This is a genomic window from Allobosea sp. CS1GBMeth4, assembly GCF_900185715.1.
Taxonomy (GTDB): Bacteria; Pseudomonadota; Alphaproteobacteria; order Rhizobiales; family Beijerinckiaceae; genus Allobosea.
On record NZ_FYAS01000025.1, the window covers coordinates 225,654 to 242,585 of the forward strand.

A 16,932-nucleotide genomic window follows, 5' to 3' on the forward strand; every position below is an offset into this window, starting at 1 on the left:
GGTCTCAATTTGTTACGTTGTAACATTTCATAGCGAGAGCGGATTGCGGACGCAAGGCTGCCGTGCAGGCGCGTCGCTGGCCTTCCACAGCACGCGCCCTAAGCTCGCCCCCTTCCGTGGCGATGGAGCAGCCCGCGCATGACCGAGATCGACCTGCTGGTGCGTGCCGAATTCCTCTATCCGGTCAGCCCCGGAATGCCGGTGATCCCCGATGGCGAGGTCGCGATCGCCGGCGGGCGCATCCTCCACGCCGGCCCGCGCCAGCCTGAGGGGCACTGGGCGCCGGCGCGCACGCTAGAGGGCGCCGGCCGGGCCGTGCTGCCGGGCTTCGTCAACTGCCACTCGCACGCGGCCTCGCTGGTCTTCCGCAGCCAGACCGACGACCACGCCGCCAAGGCGGCGCTGCTCGAAGTCGCTTTCCGGATGGAAAAGGACATCACGGAGGACGAATGGGCGCTGCTGGCGGAAGCCGGCTGCGCCGACATGCTCCAGGCCGGCATCACCACGATCAACGACATCTGGTACGCGCCGCACCGGCTCGCGGAGACGGTCGAGGCCTGCGGCCTGCGCGCCCAGATCGCCCACAAGGTCTTCGACGTCCGCCTGCACGAACTCTGGCGCGGCGACTACACCCACCATCCCGGTATCGGCGAGGAGCGCCTGCGCGACGGCGTCGCCTTCGCCGAGCGCTGGCACGGCGCCGCCGATGGCCGCATCACCGCGCGCATCGGCACGCATGCGACCGACACCTGCGCGGCGGAGTTGCTGCGCGCCGCCCGCGCCGAAGCCGACCGGCTCGGCATCGGCATGCACATCCACGCCGCCCAGAGCGTCGCCGAGGTCGATCAGATCAGGGCGGCCCATGGCTGCGGCCCGGTCGAGTTCCTGCGGGATGCCGGCATGCTCGGCCCCGATGTCGTGCTGGCGCATCTCGTCTTCGCCGGGACGGGCGACCTCGATGCGGTCCGCGAGAGCGGCGCGGCCTACGCCCATTGCCCGACGATCTATCCGCGCCGCGGCCGCTATCCGCCGCTGGAGGAGATCATGGCGCGCGGCATCCCGACCGGCTTCGCCACCGACTGGATGCTGAACGACCCGTTCGAGGGCATGCGCAACGCCCTCAACGCCATGCGCCTGCGCCTGGGGAGCCCGACCGCCCTCTCCTGCGCGCAGGCGCTGGAGCTACACACGATCGGCGCCGCCCGGGTCATGGGTCTCGAGGACGAGATCGGCTCGCTGGAGGCAGGCAAGAAGGCCGACCTGATCATGGTCGACATCGACCGCCCGCATCTCCAGCCCTATTACGGCGATTACGCCGCGCTGGTCTATTACGCCCGGGCGAGCGATGTGGTGACGAGCATCGTCGACGGCGCCATCCTGGTCGAGGATGGCCGCCCGACCCGCCTGGATCGCGAGCGGACGATGGCGCGGATCAGGGAGAAGGTGCCGGGCTGGCGCGGAAAGCTGGCGGCGCTCGGCAGCCGGGCGGTGTTCGGGCCGGGCTGCCCTTGCTGCGCCTGATCAGCCGGTCGCGGCCGCCGGCTCCGCGATCAGCCGCCGAACGGCGTCGGCGGCGATGTCGAGCAGATCTTCCGCGGCCGGCGTTCGCGCCTCCGCTGCCAGCAGGCGCACCTCGATCGGCGGCAGCTCCGGCAAGCCGTGGGCGGCGGCGACATCGCCGACATTCCCGGGCAGGCGGTGGCGGGTCCGCACCGAAACGCCGTGCCCCGCGCCGACGGCGGCCCAGAGCCCGGGTAGGCTCGGCGTGGTCAGCGCCATCCGCCAGCGCAGGCGCTGACGGTCGAGCGTCTGGAGCGCCGTCTGGCGGAACAGGCAGGGATGGTCGAACAGCACCAGCGGCAGCTCGGCCGGGGCGAGCGGAACGGCGTCCGGCGCGGCCAGCCAGACCAGCGGCAAGGTCGCGACATGCGCGCCGACCGTCGACGCCCCCGCCTTGAAGAAGGCGAGCGCGACATCGAGCCTGCCGGCCTGGACCTCGTCCTCCAGCGCATAATTGCGCCCGGCGCGCACCTCGATATGGGAATTGGGCCGGCGCTGCGAGAACAGCCTCAGCACCTCCGGCATCACGTCCTCGAAGAAGTCCTGCGGCAGGCCGAGCCGCACCGTCGCCGCCCCCGCGCTGTTGCCGACGGCGGCGGCGGCCTCGTCGTTCAGTGCGATGATCTGCCTGGCATAGCGCAGCAACGCTTCGCCGGCCTCGGTCGGAACCAGCCCGCGCCCATCGCGGCGGAACAGCGGGCGCCGCGCCTGCTCCTCCAGTTTCTTCAGCTGCATGCTGATCGCCGATTGCGATCGCCCCAGCTGCACGGCGGCGCGGGCGAAGCTGCCGAGTTCGACGCCGACCACCATCGCCCGGAGCGCGTCCATGTCGAAACTTGCGGCCATCGACCAGAAATCCTGAAACGAGACTTGCGATCATTTCGTTATTCGTAACGATCTCGCATTGCTAGCGTCCTGTCCAGCGGCCCGCGCGGCCGGCCTCGAACTTGATGCGGAGGACAGAGATGAAACCCGACCTGATCGCGCAACTGAAGACGCTCACCACCCCGCATCTCGCCGATGGCTGCCTGCGCGCCGGCGCGCCGATCCGCTTCGCTCCCACTGGGCTGCGGCCGCTCGCGCCGGATATGGAACTGCGCGGCCGCGCCCGCCCCGTCCGTCATGTCGGCAGCATCGACGTCTTCTTCGAGCTGCTGGAGCACGCCGCGCCGGGCGAGGTGATCGTGATCGACAATGGCGGGCGCCTCGACGAGGCCTGCATCGGCGACATCGTCGCGCTCGAAGCCAAGGCGGCCGGCATCGCCGGCTTCGTGATCTGGGGCCTGCACCGCGACAATCGCGAGCTGGCGGAGCTCGGCCTGCCCGTCTTCAGCCTCGGCGCTCTGCCGACGGGGCCGCAGCGCCTGCATCCGCGCCCACATGATCTCTTCCGCCAGGCGCTGGTCGGCCAGCACGGCATCGCCGAGACGGACTATGTTGCCGCCGACGGCAACGGCGTCCTGTTCCTCCCCGAAAGTCGGATCGAGGACATCGTCACGGCGGCGATCGGCTATCGCGAGACCGAGGCGCGCCAGCTCGCCGCGATGCGCGCGGGCCGCAGCTACCGCAGCCAGACGCGCTTCCACCAATACCTCGCGGAGCGGGTGCGGAATCCCGGCTACGGCTTCCGCCAGCATCTGAAGGACATCGAGGCCGCCGGCGAGGTGTGATCCGCCTCGCGCATCCGACCCGCCTCCACCCGCTCAACCCGAGACCGTGCAATGACCAGGCAAATCCGCATCCATGAAACCGGCGGCCCCGATGTGCTGCGTTATGAGGACACCGTCCTCGGCGCCCCCGGCCCTGGCCAGGTCCGTTTGCGTCAGACGGCGATCGGCCTCAACTTCATCGACGTCTACCAGCGTACCGGCCTCTATCCGCTGCCGCTGCCGAGCGGCATCGGCCTCGAGGCCGCGGGCGTCGTCGAAGCCGTCGGCGACGGTGTCGGCCATCTGCGGCCCGGCGACCGCGTCGCCTATGCCGGCGGCCCGCCCGGCGCCTATGCCGAGGCCCGCATCATGCCGGCCGCGCCGCTGGTCAAACTGCCCCAGGCCATCGGCGACGAGCAGGCCGCCGCGATCATGCTGCAGGGCCTGACGGCCTACTACCTGATCCATCGGACCTACCGCGTCTCGTCGGGGGAGACCGTGCTCTTCCATGCCGCGGCCGGCGGCGTCGGGCTGATCGCCTGCCAATGGCTCCGGGCGCTCGGCGCGACGGTGATCGGTACCGTCGGCAGCGAGGAGAAGGCGGCGCTGGCGCGCGCGCATGGCTGTGCCCATACGATCCTCTACCGCGAGGAGAACATCGCCGAGCGGGTGCGCGCGATCACCGACGGCGCCGGCGTTCCGGTGGTCTACGACTCCGTCGGCAAGGATACCTGGGACGCATCGCTCGACTGCCTTCGTCCGCTCGGCCTGATGGTCAGCTACGGCAACGCCTCGGGCGCGGTGCCGCCCTTCCCTCTGAGCCAGCTCGCCGGCAAGGGCTCGCTGTTCGTGACGCGGCCGATGCTCGCGACCTACATGGCCACGCGCGAGGACCTCGAAGCCGCCGCGACGGCGCTGTTCGCCGTCGTCGCCGAGGGCACGGTCAGGGTCGGGGCCCGGCAATCCTACCGGCTCGCCGATGCGGCGCAGGCGCATCGCGACCTCGAGGCCCGCAGGACCTCCGGCTCGACCATCCTCATCCCGTAGCGTCGCCCCTTGGCCCGGCCGCGCGATCAGACGTCGAGCTTGACCCGCGGCACCGACGGGTCGCGCCGTGCCGTCTCGATCACGCTGTCGAGCAGGCCGGGGAAGCGCCGCTCGAACTCCTCGCGCCGGATGCTGAGGAAGCGCACCGTTCCCTCGGCGCGCGAGCGCGTGATCCCGGCCTCGCGCAGCTTGGCGAAGTGATAGGAGAGCAGCGAGGGGGAGGCGAGCTCGGTGAAGGCGCCGCAGCGCGCCTTGTCGACCTCCTCGCAATCGGCGAGCGAGACCAGGATCCCGAGCCGGATCGGGTCGCCCAGCGCCGCGAACACGTCGGCCGGCACGACGTCCTCGATATCGGGATGGAAGGGCTGCGGCTTCTTCATCACGTCAGGCTTAATTGCCTCGGCCGCTCCTGACAAGTTTCAATGATCATTGAATTTAGGATTGACTCATGGTCAGCCGGCACCCATGATTCAACGATCATTGAAATAGCAGGCACCTCCCCACGGAGCCCTTCGCCATGGACATCCGTCTCCTCCTGCTGGCCGGTGGCGCCTTCGCCATCGGCACCGGCAGCCTCGTCGTCACCGGCATCCTGCCGAACCTGGCCGCCGCCTTCGGCGTCAGTGTCGACAGCGCCGGCCTGCTGGTCTCGATCTTCGCCATCGCCTACGCCATCGGCTCGCCGGTGCTCTCGACCCTGCTCGGCAATCTCGACCGCAAGCTCGTGCTGGTCGGCTCGCTCGCCGTCTTCACCCTCGCCAATCTCGTCGCCGCCTTCACCAGCGACTTCGCCTGGCTGATGCTGGCGCGCATCGTCATGGCGCTCGGCTCGGGCGTGTTCATGCCGGCGGCGAACGCCGTCGCGGTCGCGCTGGTCCCAGCAGAGCGCCGGGCCCGGGCGATCGCGCTGGTCACCGGCGGCATGACCGTCTCGCTGATCCTCGGCGTCCCGCTCGGCACCGCCGTCGCCACGCTCGGCTGGCATTTCGCCTTCCTCACCGTCGCGCTCTTCGGCGCGCTCGCGCTCGCCGGCCTGCTGTTCAAAATGCCTGCCGGCCTGCCGCGCGGCGCCAACACGCTCGCCGAGCGGCTCCAGGTCGCGCGCCGCGGCGACGTGCTGCTGGCGCTCGGCACCACCGCGCTCTGGACCACCGGCGCCTTCACCCTCTACACCTATGTCGCGCCCTTCCTGGCGGCCCATGCCGGCATCACCGGCCACTGGCTCAGCGCGACGCTGGTCCTGACCGGCATCGGCTCGGCCCTCGGCAACCAGCTCGGCGGCCAGGCGAGCGACCGCTTCGGCCCCGTGCCGACGCTGACCTTCGTGCTCACCCTGCTCGCGACCTCCCTCGCCGCCGCTTCGCTCGTCGCGGTGACGCTGGCGCCGGCGGTGGCGATCTTCGTCCTGCCGGCCGTCCTGACGATCTGGAGCGGCGCCGGCTGGGCCGGCCATCCCTCGCAGATGTCGCGGCTGGCGGCGATGGCACCGGAGGCGGCCGTGGTCGCGCTCTCGCTCAACGCCTCTGCACTCTATGTCGGCATCGCCGCCGGCGCCGGCCTCGGCCAGCAGGTGCTGCGCCACGGCGCCTCCTGGCAGCTCGGCTTCGTCGGCGCCGCCTGCGAGTTCGGCGCGCTCGCCCTGCTGCTGATCGCGATCCGGCGGCGCAGGGCAGCGAGGCGCGAGGCCGACCGCGTCAGCACCATCGCGATCGCGCCGCCCGTGCGCTGATCGGGGACCAGATGGTTGAATGCGATTATCCGAACGCTATGCTGTACGCTGAATAGGAATCTATTGGCATGGCGCCTCGCGCAAAATCAGCACTCCGACTAACTCGGCTCAAAGTAAGAAACTGGCGAAATTTTCGCGAGGTCGAAGTACGGCTTGGGAAGCGCGCGATCTTTGTGGGACCGAATGCATCGGGCAAGTCAAATCTGCTCGATGCGATTCGATTCCTCCGTGATTTGGTTAAGCCGGTTGGCGGCGGGCTAGCCGCTGCCGTTGAGGAACGCGGCGGAATACCAAAACTCCGGTCGCTTTACGCACGGGGAACACGCACAGACGTGGTAATCGATGTCGATGTTGGAGATGATGAGGACCCCTTACAGTGGTCTTATCGGCTCAGCTTCACTCGGATAGGTAAGGACAATTTTGCTAGCGTCACCGAGGAAGTCGTAAGGCGGAACGGTGAGGAAATTGCTTCTCAACGCCGTAGCAGCGCTGATGACCAACAAAAGCTGGCGCAGACTTTAATTCAGCAAGCCGGTCAGAATGCTCATTTCCGCGGGCTGGTCGAATTCTTTGAATCCATACGCTACCTACACATCGTTCCTCAAATTATGCGCGATTCACGACGCGCTCTAGAAAAAGGCGAAGACCCGTATGGCGGGGACCTTTTGGAACGAATAAATGCTACCCCTCCGAAAACACGTAACGCTCGGCTAAGGCGAATTTCGGAAGCCTTAAGGATTGCGGTCCCGCAGTTTGTCAATCTTGAACTAGAGGTAGACAAACGCGGAAGCCCCCATTTGAAAGTGTTATTTAAGCACTGGAGACCGAATCCAACAACACAAAACGAAAGTCAGCTTTCTGATGGGACGCTCCGTTTGATCGGATTTCTGTGGTCGACGAGCGAACGAGAAGGGCCCCTTCTCCTAGAAGAGCCTGAATTGTCATTGCATGAGGACGTGGCGCGGCAGCTGCCCGCCATGATCGCTCGTATGCAGCGTCATTCGGGACGACAAGTTCTCATGACCACTCATTCGGAAGCGATTGCAGGCGAGCCCGGAATTGGCACTCACGAAGTGTTCCGCTTAGAGCCAGGGGAAAATGGCACAACCGCTGAGATGGCAGCGGACAACAAAGACGTTATGAATATGGTAGAAGCCGGATTCACTGTTGGCGAGGCCGTAATGCCGATGGCTCGCCCAAAGAACATCAATCAGCTTTCACTTTTCGACGTCGTCAGTGGTTAAGATAAACTTCGCATCTGAAGGGATAGTCGACGCGGCTATCGCGCGGCGACTAATTGTTCATGCGGGAGCTGAGCCTGGCCTTGAAAGGCCCGCACACGGAAAGCACAAGTTAGACCCGTTGTTACAAAAATATCGAAGCGCTTCCGAACATGGCGCTCCCTGGCTGATTCTACGTGATCTGGATCGCGATTCGGCTTGCGCACCAGAGTTGCTACAGCGCCTTAGCGTGCGACCTACCGATAATTTCTGCATGAGAATCGCGGTTCGAGAGGTGGAGAGCTGGATACTGGCAGATCGGCAAGGGCTGGCAGATTTTCTCAGAATCCCAGTTGCAAGAGTGAATGCTAGCCCAGAAGCACTTCCAAATCCGAAGCGCTACGTTATCGATCTAGCTCGCTCGTCTCGATCGCGAGACATTCGGGAGGCGATTGTGCCGCACGAAGGCAGCGGTCAGGAACAGGGGCCCGAATATGCGGCTCAGATGGCTGGGTTCGCCGAGAACCAATGGGATGTAGCACGCGCAATCAACGATGGAGCCGCATCATCGTTGGTAAAAGTGGATACTCGATTGAGAGAGCTCATCGCCCGCCATGCCTGATTGCGCGGCGCCGAATTAACTTCTCCCTCGTCGAGGCGCAGGAACCTACAACACAGAGGCTTGCCTCGACCCGCTCGCAAATGGCGCGCGGGTCTGTCGTCGAAGTGACCAAGTCCAAATATCGGACTATTTGATCAGGCCCTGACCTCGAAGACCAGGTTGAACGGCGTCTCGGTGGCGCGGCGGAACCGGGTGAAGCCGGCATCGAGCGCGACCTTGCGCAGCCGCATCTCGCCGGCCTGCGCCCCGAGGCCGAGCCCGACTTCCTGAGACAGCGAGGCCGGCGTGCAGATCATCGTCGAGGCGCCGTAATAGATCCTGCCGACCGGATTGAGGTTCTGCTTCAGGTCGTCATGGGCGAAGGGCTCGACGATCATCCATGTGCCGTCCTCGGCCAGCGTCTCCCTGACATGGCGGCCGGCCCCGACCGGATCGCCCATGTCATGCAGGCAATCGAACATCGCGACGAGATCGTAGCCCGCCGCCGGGAAGTCCTTGGCGCTCGCCTGCTCGAAGACGATGCGGTCGCCGACGCCGGCCTTCTCCGCCGCGTCCCGCGCCTTCTCGATCGAGGGACCGTGATAGTCGAAGGCATGGAAGCGCGATCTCGGATAGGCCTGCGCCATCAGGATGGTCGAGGCGCCATGGCCGCAGCCGACATCGGCGACGCTCGCCCCCGCCTCGAGCTTGGCCGCGACACCATCCAGCGCCGGAATCCAGCTGCTCACCAGATTGGTGTTGTAGCCCGGCCGGAAGAAGCGCTCGGTGCCGCGGAACAGACAGGTGCTGTGCTCGTGCCAACCGAGACCGGCTCCGGTCCTGAAGGCCTGCTCGACCTTGGGCTCGTCCACCCACATCGACTGAACGACCTCGAAGGCACCGGCGAAGAAGGCCGGGCTGCCCTCCTCGGCGAAGGTCATGGCCTGCTCCGGCGACAGGCTGAAGCTGTCGCTCGCCTCGTCGTATTCGACGTAGTCCGCCGCGGCCTGGGCCGAGAGCCATTCGCGGACATAGCGCTCCTTCAGGCCGGTCCTGCCGGCGAGCTCCGCTGCCGTGACGGGCTCGCCGTCGGCCATCGCCCGATAGAGGCCGAGCTGATCGCCGAGGACGATGAGGGCGCCGGTGACGCAGGCCCCGACGTCTCCGACGAGACGTCCCACGAGGGCATCGAGCTTTTGCGGATCGGACTGACGCATGGCCAAGCTCCTCTGGTTGGGGAAGGCGTGGCCGGATTCTGCGCGAACCGGCTCGACGCCATCGCGGGGGCCGATGCTATACCCCGCCCTGCCTCGCTCAACTGCGCAAAGGGAGAGTTTCGCCTGCCTGTGCGCGCATGACAGGAGGACGGCGCTTTCCGCTTCCCCCCGCCGCTCGCGCCGTCTATAGCGAGCGCCTAGCATTCATCTTGGGCGCTCGCCGGCCTCCGCTCCTCAGCGATCGGACGGGCTGTGCGCGCCCGCACGGAACCGGTCGAGGCCATGCCCAAGCGCACAGACATCAAGACGATCCTGATCATCGGCGCGGGCCCCATCATCATCGGCCAGGCCTGCGAGTTCGACTATTCCGGCACCCAAGCCTGCAAGACGCTGAAGGCCGAAGGCTATCGCATCGTCCTGGTCAACTCGAACCCGGCGACGATCATGACCGATCCGGAGCTCGCCGACGCGACCTATGTCGAGCCGATCACGCCCGAGATCGTCGCCAAGATCATCGAGAAGGAGCGCAACGTCCTGCCCGGCGGCTTCGCCCTGCTGCCGACCATGGGCGGCCAGACCGCGCTCAACTGCGCGCTCTCGCTGCAGAAGATGGGCGTTCTGGAGGCGTTCGACGTCGAGATGATCGGCGCCACCGCCGACGCCATCGACAAGGCCGAGGATCGCGAGCGCTTCCGCGAAGCGATGACCAGGATCGGCCTCTCCACCCCGCGCTCGCACCACGTCAAGACGCTCGGCGCCGCGCTCGAGGCGCTCGAGGATATCGGCCTGCCGGCGATCATCCGCCCCTCCTTCACCATGGGCGGCACCGGCGGCGGCATCGCCTACAACAAGGGCGAGTTCATCGAGATCTGCGAGCGCGGCATCGACGCCTCGCCGACCAGCGAGATCCTGATCGAGGAGAGCGTCCTCGGCTGGAAGGAATACGAGATGGAGGTCGTCCGGGACAAGGCCGACAATTGCATCATCGTCTGCTCGATCGAGAACCTCGACCCGATGGGTGTCCATACTGGTGATTCGATCACCGTTGCCCCGGCGCTGACCCTGACCGACAAGGAATACCAGATCATGCGCGACGCCTCGCTGGCGGTGCTGCGCGAGATCGGCGTCGAGACCGGCGGCAGCAATGTCCAGTTCGCAGTCGACCCGGCCACCGGCCGGATGATCGTCATCGAGATGAACCCGCGCGTCTCGCGCTCCTCGGCGCTCGCCTCCAAGGCGACCGGCTTCCCGATCGCCAAGGTCGCGGCCCGGCTCGCCATCGGCTACACGCTCGACGAGATCGAGAACGACATCACCGGCGGCGCCACCCCGGCCTCGTTCGAGCCGACGATCGACTACGTCGTCACCAAGATCCCGCGCTTCGCCTTCGAGAAGTTCCCGGGCTCCGAGCCGACGCTGACCACCGCGATGAAGTCGGTCGGCGAGGCGATGGCGATCGGCCGCACCTTCCAGGAATCGCTGCAGAAGGCGCTGCGCTCACTCGAAACTGGCCTCGACGGCCTCGACGAGATCGAGATCGAGGGCGTCGGCCAGGGCGACGACAAGAACGCGATCAAGGCGGCGCTCTCGACACCGACGCCGGACCGTATCCTCCAGATCGCGCAGGCGATGCGCGCCGGCTTCACGGACGTGCAGATCCATGAGAGCTGCAAGGTCGATCCCTGGTTCCTCGAGCAGATGCGCGGCATCGTCGAGACCGAGGAGAAGATCCGCGCCCACGGCCTGCCGCAGACGCCCGTCGCCTTCCGCCAGCTCAAGGCGATGGGCTTTTCGGACAAGCGCCTCGCCGCCGTCGCCGGCAAGAGCGAGGCCGAGGTCCGCACCCTGCGCCGCGCGCTCGCGGTCCGCCCTGTGTTCAAGCGCATCGACACCTGCGCCGCCGAGTTCGCCTCGCCGACCGCCTATATGTACTCGACCTACGCCATGCCCTTCGCCGGCACGCCGGCCGACGAGGCCAAGCCCTCCGACCGCAGGAAGGTCGTCATCCTCGGCGGCGGCCCCAACCGCATCGGCCAGGGCATCGAGTTCGATTATTGCTGCTGCCATGCCTGCTACGCCCTGCGCGACGCCGGCTACGAGACCATCATGGTCAACTGCAATCCCGAGACCGTCTCGACCGATTACGACACCTCGGACCGGCTCTATTTCGAGCCGCTGACCGCCGAGGACGTGCTCGAGATCCTCGAAACGGAGAAGCAGAACGGCACGCTGCACGGCGTGATCGTCCAGTTCGGCGGACAGACCCCGCTGAAGCTGGCCCATGCGCTGGAGCAGGCCGGCATCCCGATCCTCGGCACCACGCCCGACGCGATCGACCTCGCCGAGGACCGCGACCGCTTCAAGCGCCTGCTCGACAAGCTGCAGCTCAAGCAGCCGAAGAACGGCATCGCCTATTCGGTCGAGCAGTCGCGCCTGATCGCGGCCGAGCTCGGCCTGCCCTTCGTGGTGCGCCCGTCCTATGTGCTCGGCGGCCGCGCCATGGAGATCATCCGCGACGAAACCCAGTTCGAGAACTACCTGCTCGGCACCCTGCCCTCGCTGATCCCCTCCGAGGTCAAGGCCAAGTACCCGAACGACAAGACCGGGCAGATCAACACCGTGCTCGGCAAGAACCCGCTGCTGTTCGACCGCTACCTGTCGGACGCGATCGAGGTCGACGTCGACTGCCTCTGCGACGGCAAGGAAGCCTTCATCGCCGGCATCATGGAGCATATCGAGGAGGCGGGCATCCATTCCGGCGATTCGGCCTGCTCGCTGCCGCCGCGCTCGCTCTCGCCCGAGCTGATCTCCGAGCTGGAGCGCCAGAGCAAGGCGATGGCGCTCGCCCTCGATGTGGGGGGGCTGATGAACGTGCAGTACGCCATCAAGGACGGCGAGATCTACGTGCTCGAGGTCAACCCGCGGGCCTCGCGCACCGTGCCCTTCGTCGCCAAGGTGATCGGCCGGCCGATCGCCAAGATCGCGGCCCGGCTGATGGCCGGCGAGAAGCTCGCCGGCTTCGGCCTGAAGCAGGAGAAGCTCCAGCATGTCGGCGTGAAGGAGGCGGTGTTCCCCTTCGCCCGCTTCCCCGGCGTCGACGTCCTGCTCGGGCCGGAGATGCGCTCGACGGGCGAGGTCATCGGCCTCGACCGCTCCTTCGACGTCGCCTTCGCCAAGAGCCAGCTCGGAGCCGGTTCGAAGGTGCCGGTCAAGGGCACGGTCTTCGTCTCCGTCCGCGACGAGGACAAGGCGCGCATCCTGCCTTCGGTCGCCATCCTGGCCGGGCTCGGCTTCCAGATCGTCGCGACCGGCGGCACGCTCAGGCTGCTGCAGGAGCACGGTATCCGCGCCAGCAAGATCAACAAGGTGCTGGAAGGCCGCCCGCACGTCGTCGATGCGATCAAGAACGGCGAGATCCAGCTCGTCTTCAACACCACCGACGGTCCGCAGGCGCTGGCGGACTCGCGCTCGCTGCGCCGGGCGGCCCTCTTGCACAAGGTCCCCTATTATACCACCTTGGCCGGAGCGATCGCCGCGGCGGAGGGCATCAAGGCCTATTGCAGCGGCGATCTCGAAGTGAGGTCGCTGCAATCCTATTTCGCCCGCGCCGCCTGACCGGCTGCGCGGCGAAGTAGTTTTCTGACGATCGAGCGAAGCGGGCGGGTCGGCGAAGCCGGCGCGCGCGCTTTGCTTTTCATAACTGGGACGGAACGATGGACAAGGTTCCCATGACCGCCGGCGGCTTCGCCGCTCTCGAGGCGGAGCTGAAGCAGCGCCAGCAGGTCGAGCGCCCGCGCATCATCCAGGCGATCGCCGAGGCGCGCGCGCTGGGCGATCTCTCGGAGAACGCCGAATACCATGCCGCCAAGGAGGCCCAGTCGCTCAACGAGGGCCGCATCATGGAGCTCGAATCGCTGATCGGCCGCGCCGACATCATCGATGTCAGCAAGCTCGGCGGCGACACGATCAAGTTCGGCGCGACCGTCACCCTGATCGACGACGACACCGAGGAACAGAAGCTCTACCAGATCGTCGGCGAGCCGGAATCGGACGTGAAGTCCGGCAAGGTCTCGATCGGCTCGCCGATCGCCCGCGCCCTGATCGGCAAGAAGGTCGGCGATTCCGTCCAGGTCAACACGCCCGGCGGCGGCAAGTCCTACGAGGTCGTCGACGTCGCCTTCCGCTGAGCGGCGTGGCGACTTGCCGGCAGGACGACTTGGCCAGCCCGGCCGCAGCTCCTAGATTGGGAGTCCGCCTGCTGCCGGAGACTGCCCCATGACCACCCGCCGCGTTTTTCTCACCGGCTCCGCCGCGCTCGCCGCCGGCGGGCTCGCCTCGCTTCCGGCGCTGGCTCAGGGCATCGCCATCGGCGCGATCCGCGTCGATGCCCGCCGCCTCGGCCCGCAGGGCTGGGGCGAGAACGCGCCACGGATCGCGCGCGCCTTGGAGCAGGAACTCGCCCGCCAACTCGGCCCCTTGCGCCGGCGCGGCGGCCCGACGCTGCACGTCACCGTGCTGGGCCTCTGGCTCGCCAGCGCGGCCGGCGGCGGCAGCCCCGGCGAGGGCACCACCAACGACAACATGGACACCGTCGCCGAGGTGATCGACCGCGGCCGCGTCCTGTTCAGCCGCGAGATCCGCTCGACCCTGCCTTCCTCCTCGGGCGGCGCCTGGTACCGGCCGGATGTCGACCAGCGCCGCGTCGCCGCCCTGCTGGAAAACAACGCCCAGTGGATAGGGCGCTATCTTGCCCCCTGAATTGATGCTCGCACGCCGGACCGTCCTGGTCGGCCTCGCGGCGGCCGCACTGGCAGGCTGCCAGACGACGCCGCGGCCAGCCCCCGCCATCCACGCCATTCGCGTCGACACCGCGCCGCTCGCGGCCAAGGGCCAGGCCGCCATCGCCGCCGCGGTCAAGCCGATGCTGGAGCGCGAGCTCGCCGGCCTCCGCACCGCCGATGGGCGCGGCGCGACCCTCGAGGTCACCGTCACCGGCCTCTACCTGACGAGCTATGCCGGCGGGCAGGCGGTGACGCTCGGCAACGACACGCTCGAAAGCGTGGCCCGGCTGATCGACCCGAACGGCAGCGAGATCGCCCGCTACCCGATCCTCGCCATCATGGCGCCGAGCTATGGCGGCGCCTGGTATCGCCCGGACGTCAATCGCCGCCGGATCGAGGCGCTGGTCGCCGGCAACGCCCAGTGGATCAGGCGCGCGCTCGGGAGCTGAGGTGTCGTTCTCGGCGGAGCGACGTGCAGGCGCGAGAATCTGACCGGAAAACGCTGGCTGGAACTTCATCCACTCCGGGAGTTCGGGTTCGGGCCCGAGCCTGACGCCTTCCCTACAACGGCACGATCGGCTCGTCCTTGACCCGGTCGAGCGCCAGGGCGGTGCGGACATTGCGCACGTTCGGCAGCGCCGTCAGGTCGGCGACGAAGTCCTGGAAGGCCTTCAGATCGGTCGCGACGCATTTCAGGATGAAATCGATATCGCCCGACAGCGTCCAGCACTCGCGCACCAGCGACCAGTCACGGATCCGCGCCTCGAAGACGGCGAGATCGGCCTCGGCCTGGCTGGCGAGATGGACGAAGGCGAAGCAGACGACCTCGATGCCGAGCTTGCGCTCGTCGAGCTGTGCCCGGTAGCCGGTGATCACCCCGGCCTCCTCCAGCGCGCGCACCCGCCTGAGACAGGGCGGCGGCGAGATGCCGACCCGGCTCGCGAGCTCGACATTGGTCATGCGCCCATCGCTCTGCAGCTCCGCGAGGATGCGGAGGTCGATCTCGTCGAGTTTGGCGCGCACAAATCCTCCTGAAAACGGGATGCGCTGGTGTAGACGCGCCATCGACGCGATACAAGGCATCGACCACGCCAATCCCGAGCCAGCCGCCGTGCCGACAGAACAAGCGCCTTCCCTCTGGGTACTGACCGACGGCAAGGCCGGGGACGAGGTCCAGTGCCTCGGCGTCGCAGAGCGCCTGGGCGTCGTCCCGGAGATCCGCCGGATCGCTCCGCGTCGGCCCTGGAGCTGGCTGATGCCGCGCGGGCCGATCGATCCGCACGAGGGGCCCGAACGGCCGGGCAGCCCGATCCGGCCGCCCTTCCCCGATATCGTCATCGCCTCGGGGCGGCGCGCCGTCGCCTATCTGCGCGCCGTCAAGAAGGCCTCGAACGGGGCGACCTTCACCGTCTTCCTCAAGGACCCGCGCACCGGCGCCGGCACCGCCGACCTGATCTGGGTCTCGGAGCACGACCGGCTGCGCGGCCCGAACGTGCTGGTGACGATCACCTCGCCGCACCGGCTCGCGCCGCATGCCCTCGCGGCGGCCCGGGCCGCGCCGCCCCCGGCCATCGCCGCACTGCCGGCGCCCCGCGCCGCCGTGCTGGTCGGCGGCGACAGCCGCCACCACCACTTCCGGCCCGACGACATCGCGCGCTTCGCCCGCGAGCTCGACGCCCTCGCCGGCTCCGGCGTCGCGCTGATGGGTTCTCGCTCGCGCCGCACCCCGCCGGCACTCGACGCGGCCGTGGGCGAGGTCTTCCGCCGCCATGGCGGCTGGTGGTGGGACGGTTCCGGCGCCAATCCCTACGTGCCGCTGCTCGCCAATGCCGACGCCATCGTCGTCACCGCCGATTCGACCAACATGATCGGCGAAGCGGCCGCGACCGGCGCACCGATCCTCGTCTTCGAGCCGCATGGCGGCCATGGCAAGCTGGCGAAATTCCTGGAGGCGCTCAAGCGCTACGGCGCTGTGCATCATTTCTCTGGCAAGCTTGAAGGCGGCCCTTACGAGCCGCTAGATTCGACTGGAACGATCGCGGCGGCCGTGCTGGACGGCTGGCGGCGTCACAAGGCTGCGACGGGGCTGGCATGAAGCCGTCCCGATCCCGATATCACCGGCTCCCGCCGGCTGTAGGAATACGATAAATGGCCCATATCCACGCCAAGGTCATGATCATCGGCTCCGGCCCGGCCGGCTACACCGCCGCGATCTATGCCGCCCGCGCCATGCTCGAGCCGGTGCTGATCTCCGGCCTGCAGGCCGGCGGCCAGCTGATGATCACCACCGATGTCGAGAACTATCCCGGCTTCGCCGACGTCATCCAGGGGCCCTGGCTGATGGAGCAGATGCGGGCCCAGGCCGAGCACATGGGCACGAAGATGGTCTTCGACCACATCGCCCGCGTCGACCTCTCGCAGCGCCCCTTCCGGCTCTGGGGCGATGGCGGCGACACCTATTCCTGCGACGCGCTGATCGTCGCGACCGGCGCCCAGGCCAGATGGCTCGGCCTGCCCTCCGAGCAGGCCTTCCAGGGCTTCGGCGTCTCGGCCTGCGCCACCTGCGACGGCTTCTTCTTCCGCAACAAGGAGGTGGTCGTGGTTGGCGGCGGCAACACCGCGGTCGAGGAGGCGCTCTACCTCGCCAATCTCGCCAGCAAGGTGACGCTGGTCCATCGCCGCGATTCGCTGCGCGCCGAGAAGGTGATGCAGGAGCGCCTGTTCAAGCACCCCAAGATCGAGGTGATCTGGGATTCGGAAGTGGCCGAGATCCTCGGCGGCACGCAGCCGCCCTCCGTGACCCATGTCCGCCTGCGCAACCTCAAGACCGGCGCGCTGCAGGACCTGCCGACCGACGGCGTCTTCATCGCCATCGGTCACAAGCCGGCGACCGAGCTCTTCGCCGGCCAGCTCGCCATGCGCGAATCGGGCTATCTCGACGTCACCGCGGGCACGACCCAGACCAATGTGCCCGGCGTCTTCGCCGCCGGCGACGTCACCGACGAGCATTACCGCCAGGCCGTGACGGCAGCGGGACTGGGCTGCATGGCGGCGCTCGACGCCGAGCGCTGGCTGATGGCACAGGAGCTCGGCGTGCGCGAGGCGGCGGAGTAGCCGAACTCGGACCC

Annotated in this window: 15 protein-coding genes; 11 read left to right on the forward strand and 4 right to left on the reverse strand. The window is 67.7% G+C overall.

Annotation, left to right across the window (positions count from 1 at the left end; genetic code table 11):
* Positions 1-138: 138 nt before the first annotated feature.
* Positions 139-1,521 carry an amidohydrolase family protein gene (locus CS1GBM4_RS14840; RefSeq protein WP_186419500.1) on the forward strand — a complete coding sequence of 461 codons (1,383 nt, stop codon included), beginning with the start codon at positions 139-141 and terminating at the stop codon, positions 1,519-1,521.
* On the opposite strand, the gene CS1GBM4_RS14845 is transcribed toward CS1GBM4_RS14840, so the two are convergent.
* Positions 1,522-2,406: a LysR substrate-binding domain-containing protein gene (locus CS1GBM4_RS14845; protein ID WP_186419501.1), complete on the reverse strand. Its 885-nt coding sequence runs from the start codon at positions 2,404-2,406 to the stop codon at positions 1,522-1,524.
* Between the two features lie 119 nt (positions 2,407-2,525).
* On the opposite strand from CS1GBM4_RS14845, the gene CS1GBM4_RS14850 reads away from it, so the two are divergent.
* Positions 2,526-3,230 carry an RraA family protein gene (locus CS1GBM4_RS14850; protein WP_186419502.1) on the forward strand — a complete coding sequence of 235 codons (705 nt, stop codon included), beginning with the start codon at positions 2,526-2,528 and terminating at the stop codon, positions 3,228-3,230.
* Between the two features lie 51 nt (positions 3,231-3,281).
* Positions 3,282-4,256 (forward strand): quinone oxidoreductase, encoded by a 975-nt coding sequence (locus CS1GBM4_RS14855; RefSeq protein ID WP_186419503.1) that lies wholly within the window; start codon positions 3,282-3,284, stop codon positions 4,254-4,256.
* Positions 4,257-4,282: 26 nt separating this feature from the next.
* Here CS1GBM4_RS14855 and CS1GBM4_RS14860 read toward each other — a convergent pair whose 3' ends face one another.
* On the reverse strand, positions 4,283-4,636 hold the full coding sequence (locus CS1GBM4_RS14860) for a helix-turn-helix domain-containing protein (protein ID WP_186419504.1): 354 nt from the start codon (positions 4,634-4,636) through the stop codon (positions 4,283-4,285).
* 137 nt (positions 4,637-4,773) lie between these two features.
* Between CS1GBM4_RS14860 and CS1GBM4_RS14865 the strand changes: the two genes are divergently transcribed.
* Together CS1GBM4_RS14865 and CS1GBM4_RS14870 are read left to right on the forward strand one after the other, a co-directional pair.
* Positions 4,774-5,985 (forward strand): MFS transporter, encoded by a 1,212-nt coding sequence (locus tag CS1GBM4_RS14865; protein ID WP_186419505.1) that lies wholly within the window; start codon positions 4,774-4,776, stop codon positions 5,983-5,985.
* A gap of 68 nt (positions 5,986-6,053) precedes the next feature.
* A complete protein-coding gene (locus tag CS1GBM4_RS14870; protein WP_186419506.1) occupies positions 6,054-7,229 on the forward strand; it encodes an AAA family ATPase in 1,176 nt (391 codons plus the stop codon).
* A 732-nt stretch (positions 7,230-7,961) separates the two neighbouring features.
* Here CS1GBM4_RS14870 and CS1GBM4_RS14875 read toward each other — a convergent pair.
* Entirely contained in the window at positions 7,962-9,023 is a 1,062-nt protein-coding gene (locus tag CS1GBM4_RS14875) for a class I SAM-dependent methyltransferase (RefSeq protein WP_186419507.1), read from the reverse strand.
* Between the two features lie 282 nt (positions 9,024-9,305).
* Here CS1GBM4_RS14875 and carB point away from each other — a divergent pair, with 282 nt between their 5' ends.
* The 4 genes from carB (at position 9,306) to CS1GBM4_RS14895 (ending at position 14,253) form a co-directional block, all read left to right on the forward strand.
* Positions 9,306-12,638, forward strand: coding sequence for a carbamoyl-phosphate synthase large subunit (gene carB, locus CS1GBM4_RS14880; RefSeq protein ID WP_186419508.1), 3,333 nt, complete (start codon positions 9,306-9,308; stop codon positions 12,636-12,638).
* Positions 12,639-12,736: 98 nt separating this feature from the next.
* Positions 12,737-13,210, forward strand: a complete 474-nt coding sequence (gene greA / locus CS1GBM4_RS14885; RefSeq protein ID WP_186419509.1) for a transcription elongation factor GreA — start codon at positions 12,737-12,739, stop codon at positions 13,208-13,210.
* A gap of 88 nt (positions 13,211-13,298) precedes the next feature.
* On the forward strand, positions 13,299-13,781 hold the full coding sequence (locus tag CS1GBM4_RS14890; protein WP_186419510.1) for a hypothetical protein: 483 nt from the start codon (positions 13,299-13,301) through the stop codon (positions 13,779-13,781).
* Positions 13,771-14,253 (forward strand): hypothetical protein, encoded by a 483-nt coding sequence (locus tag CS1GBM4_RS14895; RefSeq protein ID WP_186419511.1) that lies wholly within the window; start codon positions 13,771-13,773, stop codon positions 14,251-14,253. Before CS1GBM4_RS14890 ends, CS1GBM4_RS14895 begins: the two co-directional genes overlap by 11 nt.
* Positions 14,254-14,365: 112 nt before the next feature.
* On the opposite strand, the gene CS1GBM4_RS14900 is transcribed toward CS1GBM4_RS14895, so the two are convergent.
* Positions 14,366-14,827, reverse strand: coding sequence for an Lrp/AsnC family transcriptional regulator (locus CS1GBM4_RS14900; protein ID WP_186419512.1), 462 nt, complete (start codon positions 14,825-14,827; stop codon positions 14,366-14,368).
* Positions 14,828-14,915: 88 nt separating this feature from the next.
* Between CS1GBM4_RS14900 and CS1GBM4_RS14905 the strand changes: the two genes are divergently transcribed.
* Entirely contained in the window at positions 14,916-15,899 is a 984-nt protein-coding gene (locus tag CS1GBM4_RS14905) for a mitochondrial fission ELM1 family protein (protein ID WP_244607236.1), read from the forward strand.
* 53 nt (positions 15,900-15,952) lie between these two features.
* The gene (trxB, locus tag CS1GBM4_RS14910) at positions 15,953-16,918 is read left to right on the forward strand and encodes a thioredoxin-disulfide reductase (RefSeq protein WP_186419514.1); all 966 of its coding nucleotides are present in this window, start codon (positions 15,953-15,955) and stop codon (positions 16,916-16,918) included.
* Positions 16,919-16,932: the final 14 nt, after the last annotated feature.

What these genes read in the sequence shown, in the direction of transcription:
- CS1GBM4_RS14840 (WP_186419500.1), top strand. Translation starts at nt 139, where the DNA reads ATGACCGAGATCGACCTGCTGGTGCGTGCCGAATTCCTCTATCCGGTC.
- CS1GBM4_RS14850 (WP_186419502.1), top strand. Translation starts at nt 2,526, where the DNA reads ATGAAACCCGACCTGATCGCGCAACTGAAGACGCTCACCACCCCGCAT.
- carB (WP_186419508.1), top strand. Translation starts at nt 9,306, where the DNA reads ATGCCCAAGCGCACAGACATCAAGACGATCCTGATCATCGGCGCGGGC.
- greA (WP_186419509.1), top strand. Translation starts at nt 12,737, where the DNA reads ATGGACAAGGTTCCCATGACCGCCGGCGGCTTCGCCGCTCTCGAGGCG.
- trxB (WP_186419514.1), top strand. Translation starts at nt 15,953, where the DNA reads ATGGCCCATATCCACGCCAAGGTCATGATCATCGGCTCCGGCCCGGCC.
- CS1GBM4_RS14860 (WP_186419504.1), bottom strand. Translation starts at nt 4,636, where the DNA reads ATGAAGAAGCCGCAGCCCTTCCATCCCGATATCGAGGACGTCGTGCCG.
- CS1GBM4_RS14890 (WP_186419510.1), top strand. Translation starts at nt 13,299, where the DNA reads ATGACCACCCGCCGCGTTTTTCTCACCGGCTCCGCCGCGCTCGCCGCC.
- CS1GBM4_RS14845 (WP_186419501.1), bottom strand. Translation starts at nt 2,406, where the DNA reads ATGGCCGCAAGTTTCGACATGGACGCGCTCCGGGCGATGGTGGTCGGC.
- CS1GBM4_RS14855 (WP_186419503.1), top strand. Translation starts at nt 3,282, where the DNA reads ATGACCAGGCAAATCCGCATCCATGAAACCGGCGGCCCCGATGTGCTG.
- CS1GBM4_RS14870 (WP_186419506.1), top strand. Translation starts at nt 6,054, where the DNA reads ATGGCGCCTCGCGCAAAATCAGCACTCCGACTAACTCGGCTCAAAGTA.
- CS1GBM4_RS14875 (WP_186419507.1), bottom strand. Translation starts at nt 9,023, where the DNA reads ATGCGTCAGTCCGATCCGCAAAAGCTCGATGCCCTCGTGGGACGTCTC.
- CS1GBM4_RS14865 (WP_186419505.1), top strand. Translation starts at nt 4,774, where the DNA reads ATGGACATCCGTCTCCTCCTGCTGGCCGGTGGCGCCTTCGCCATCGGC.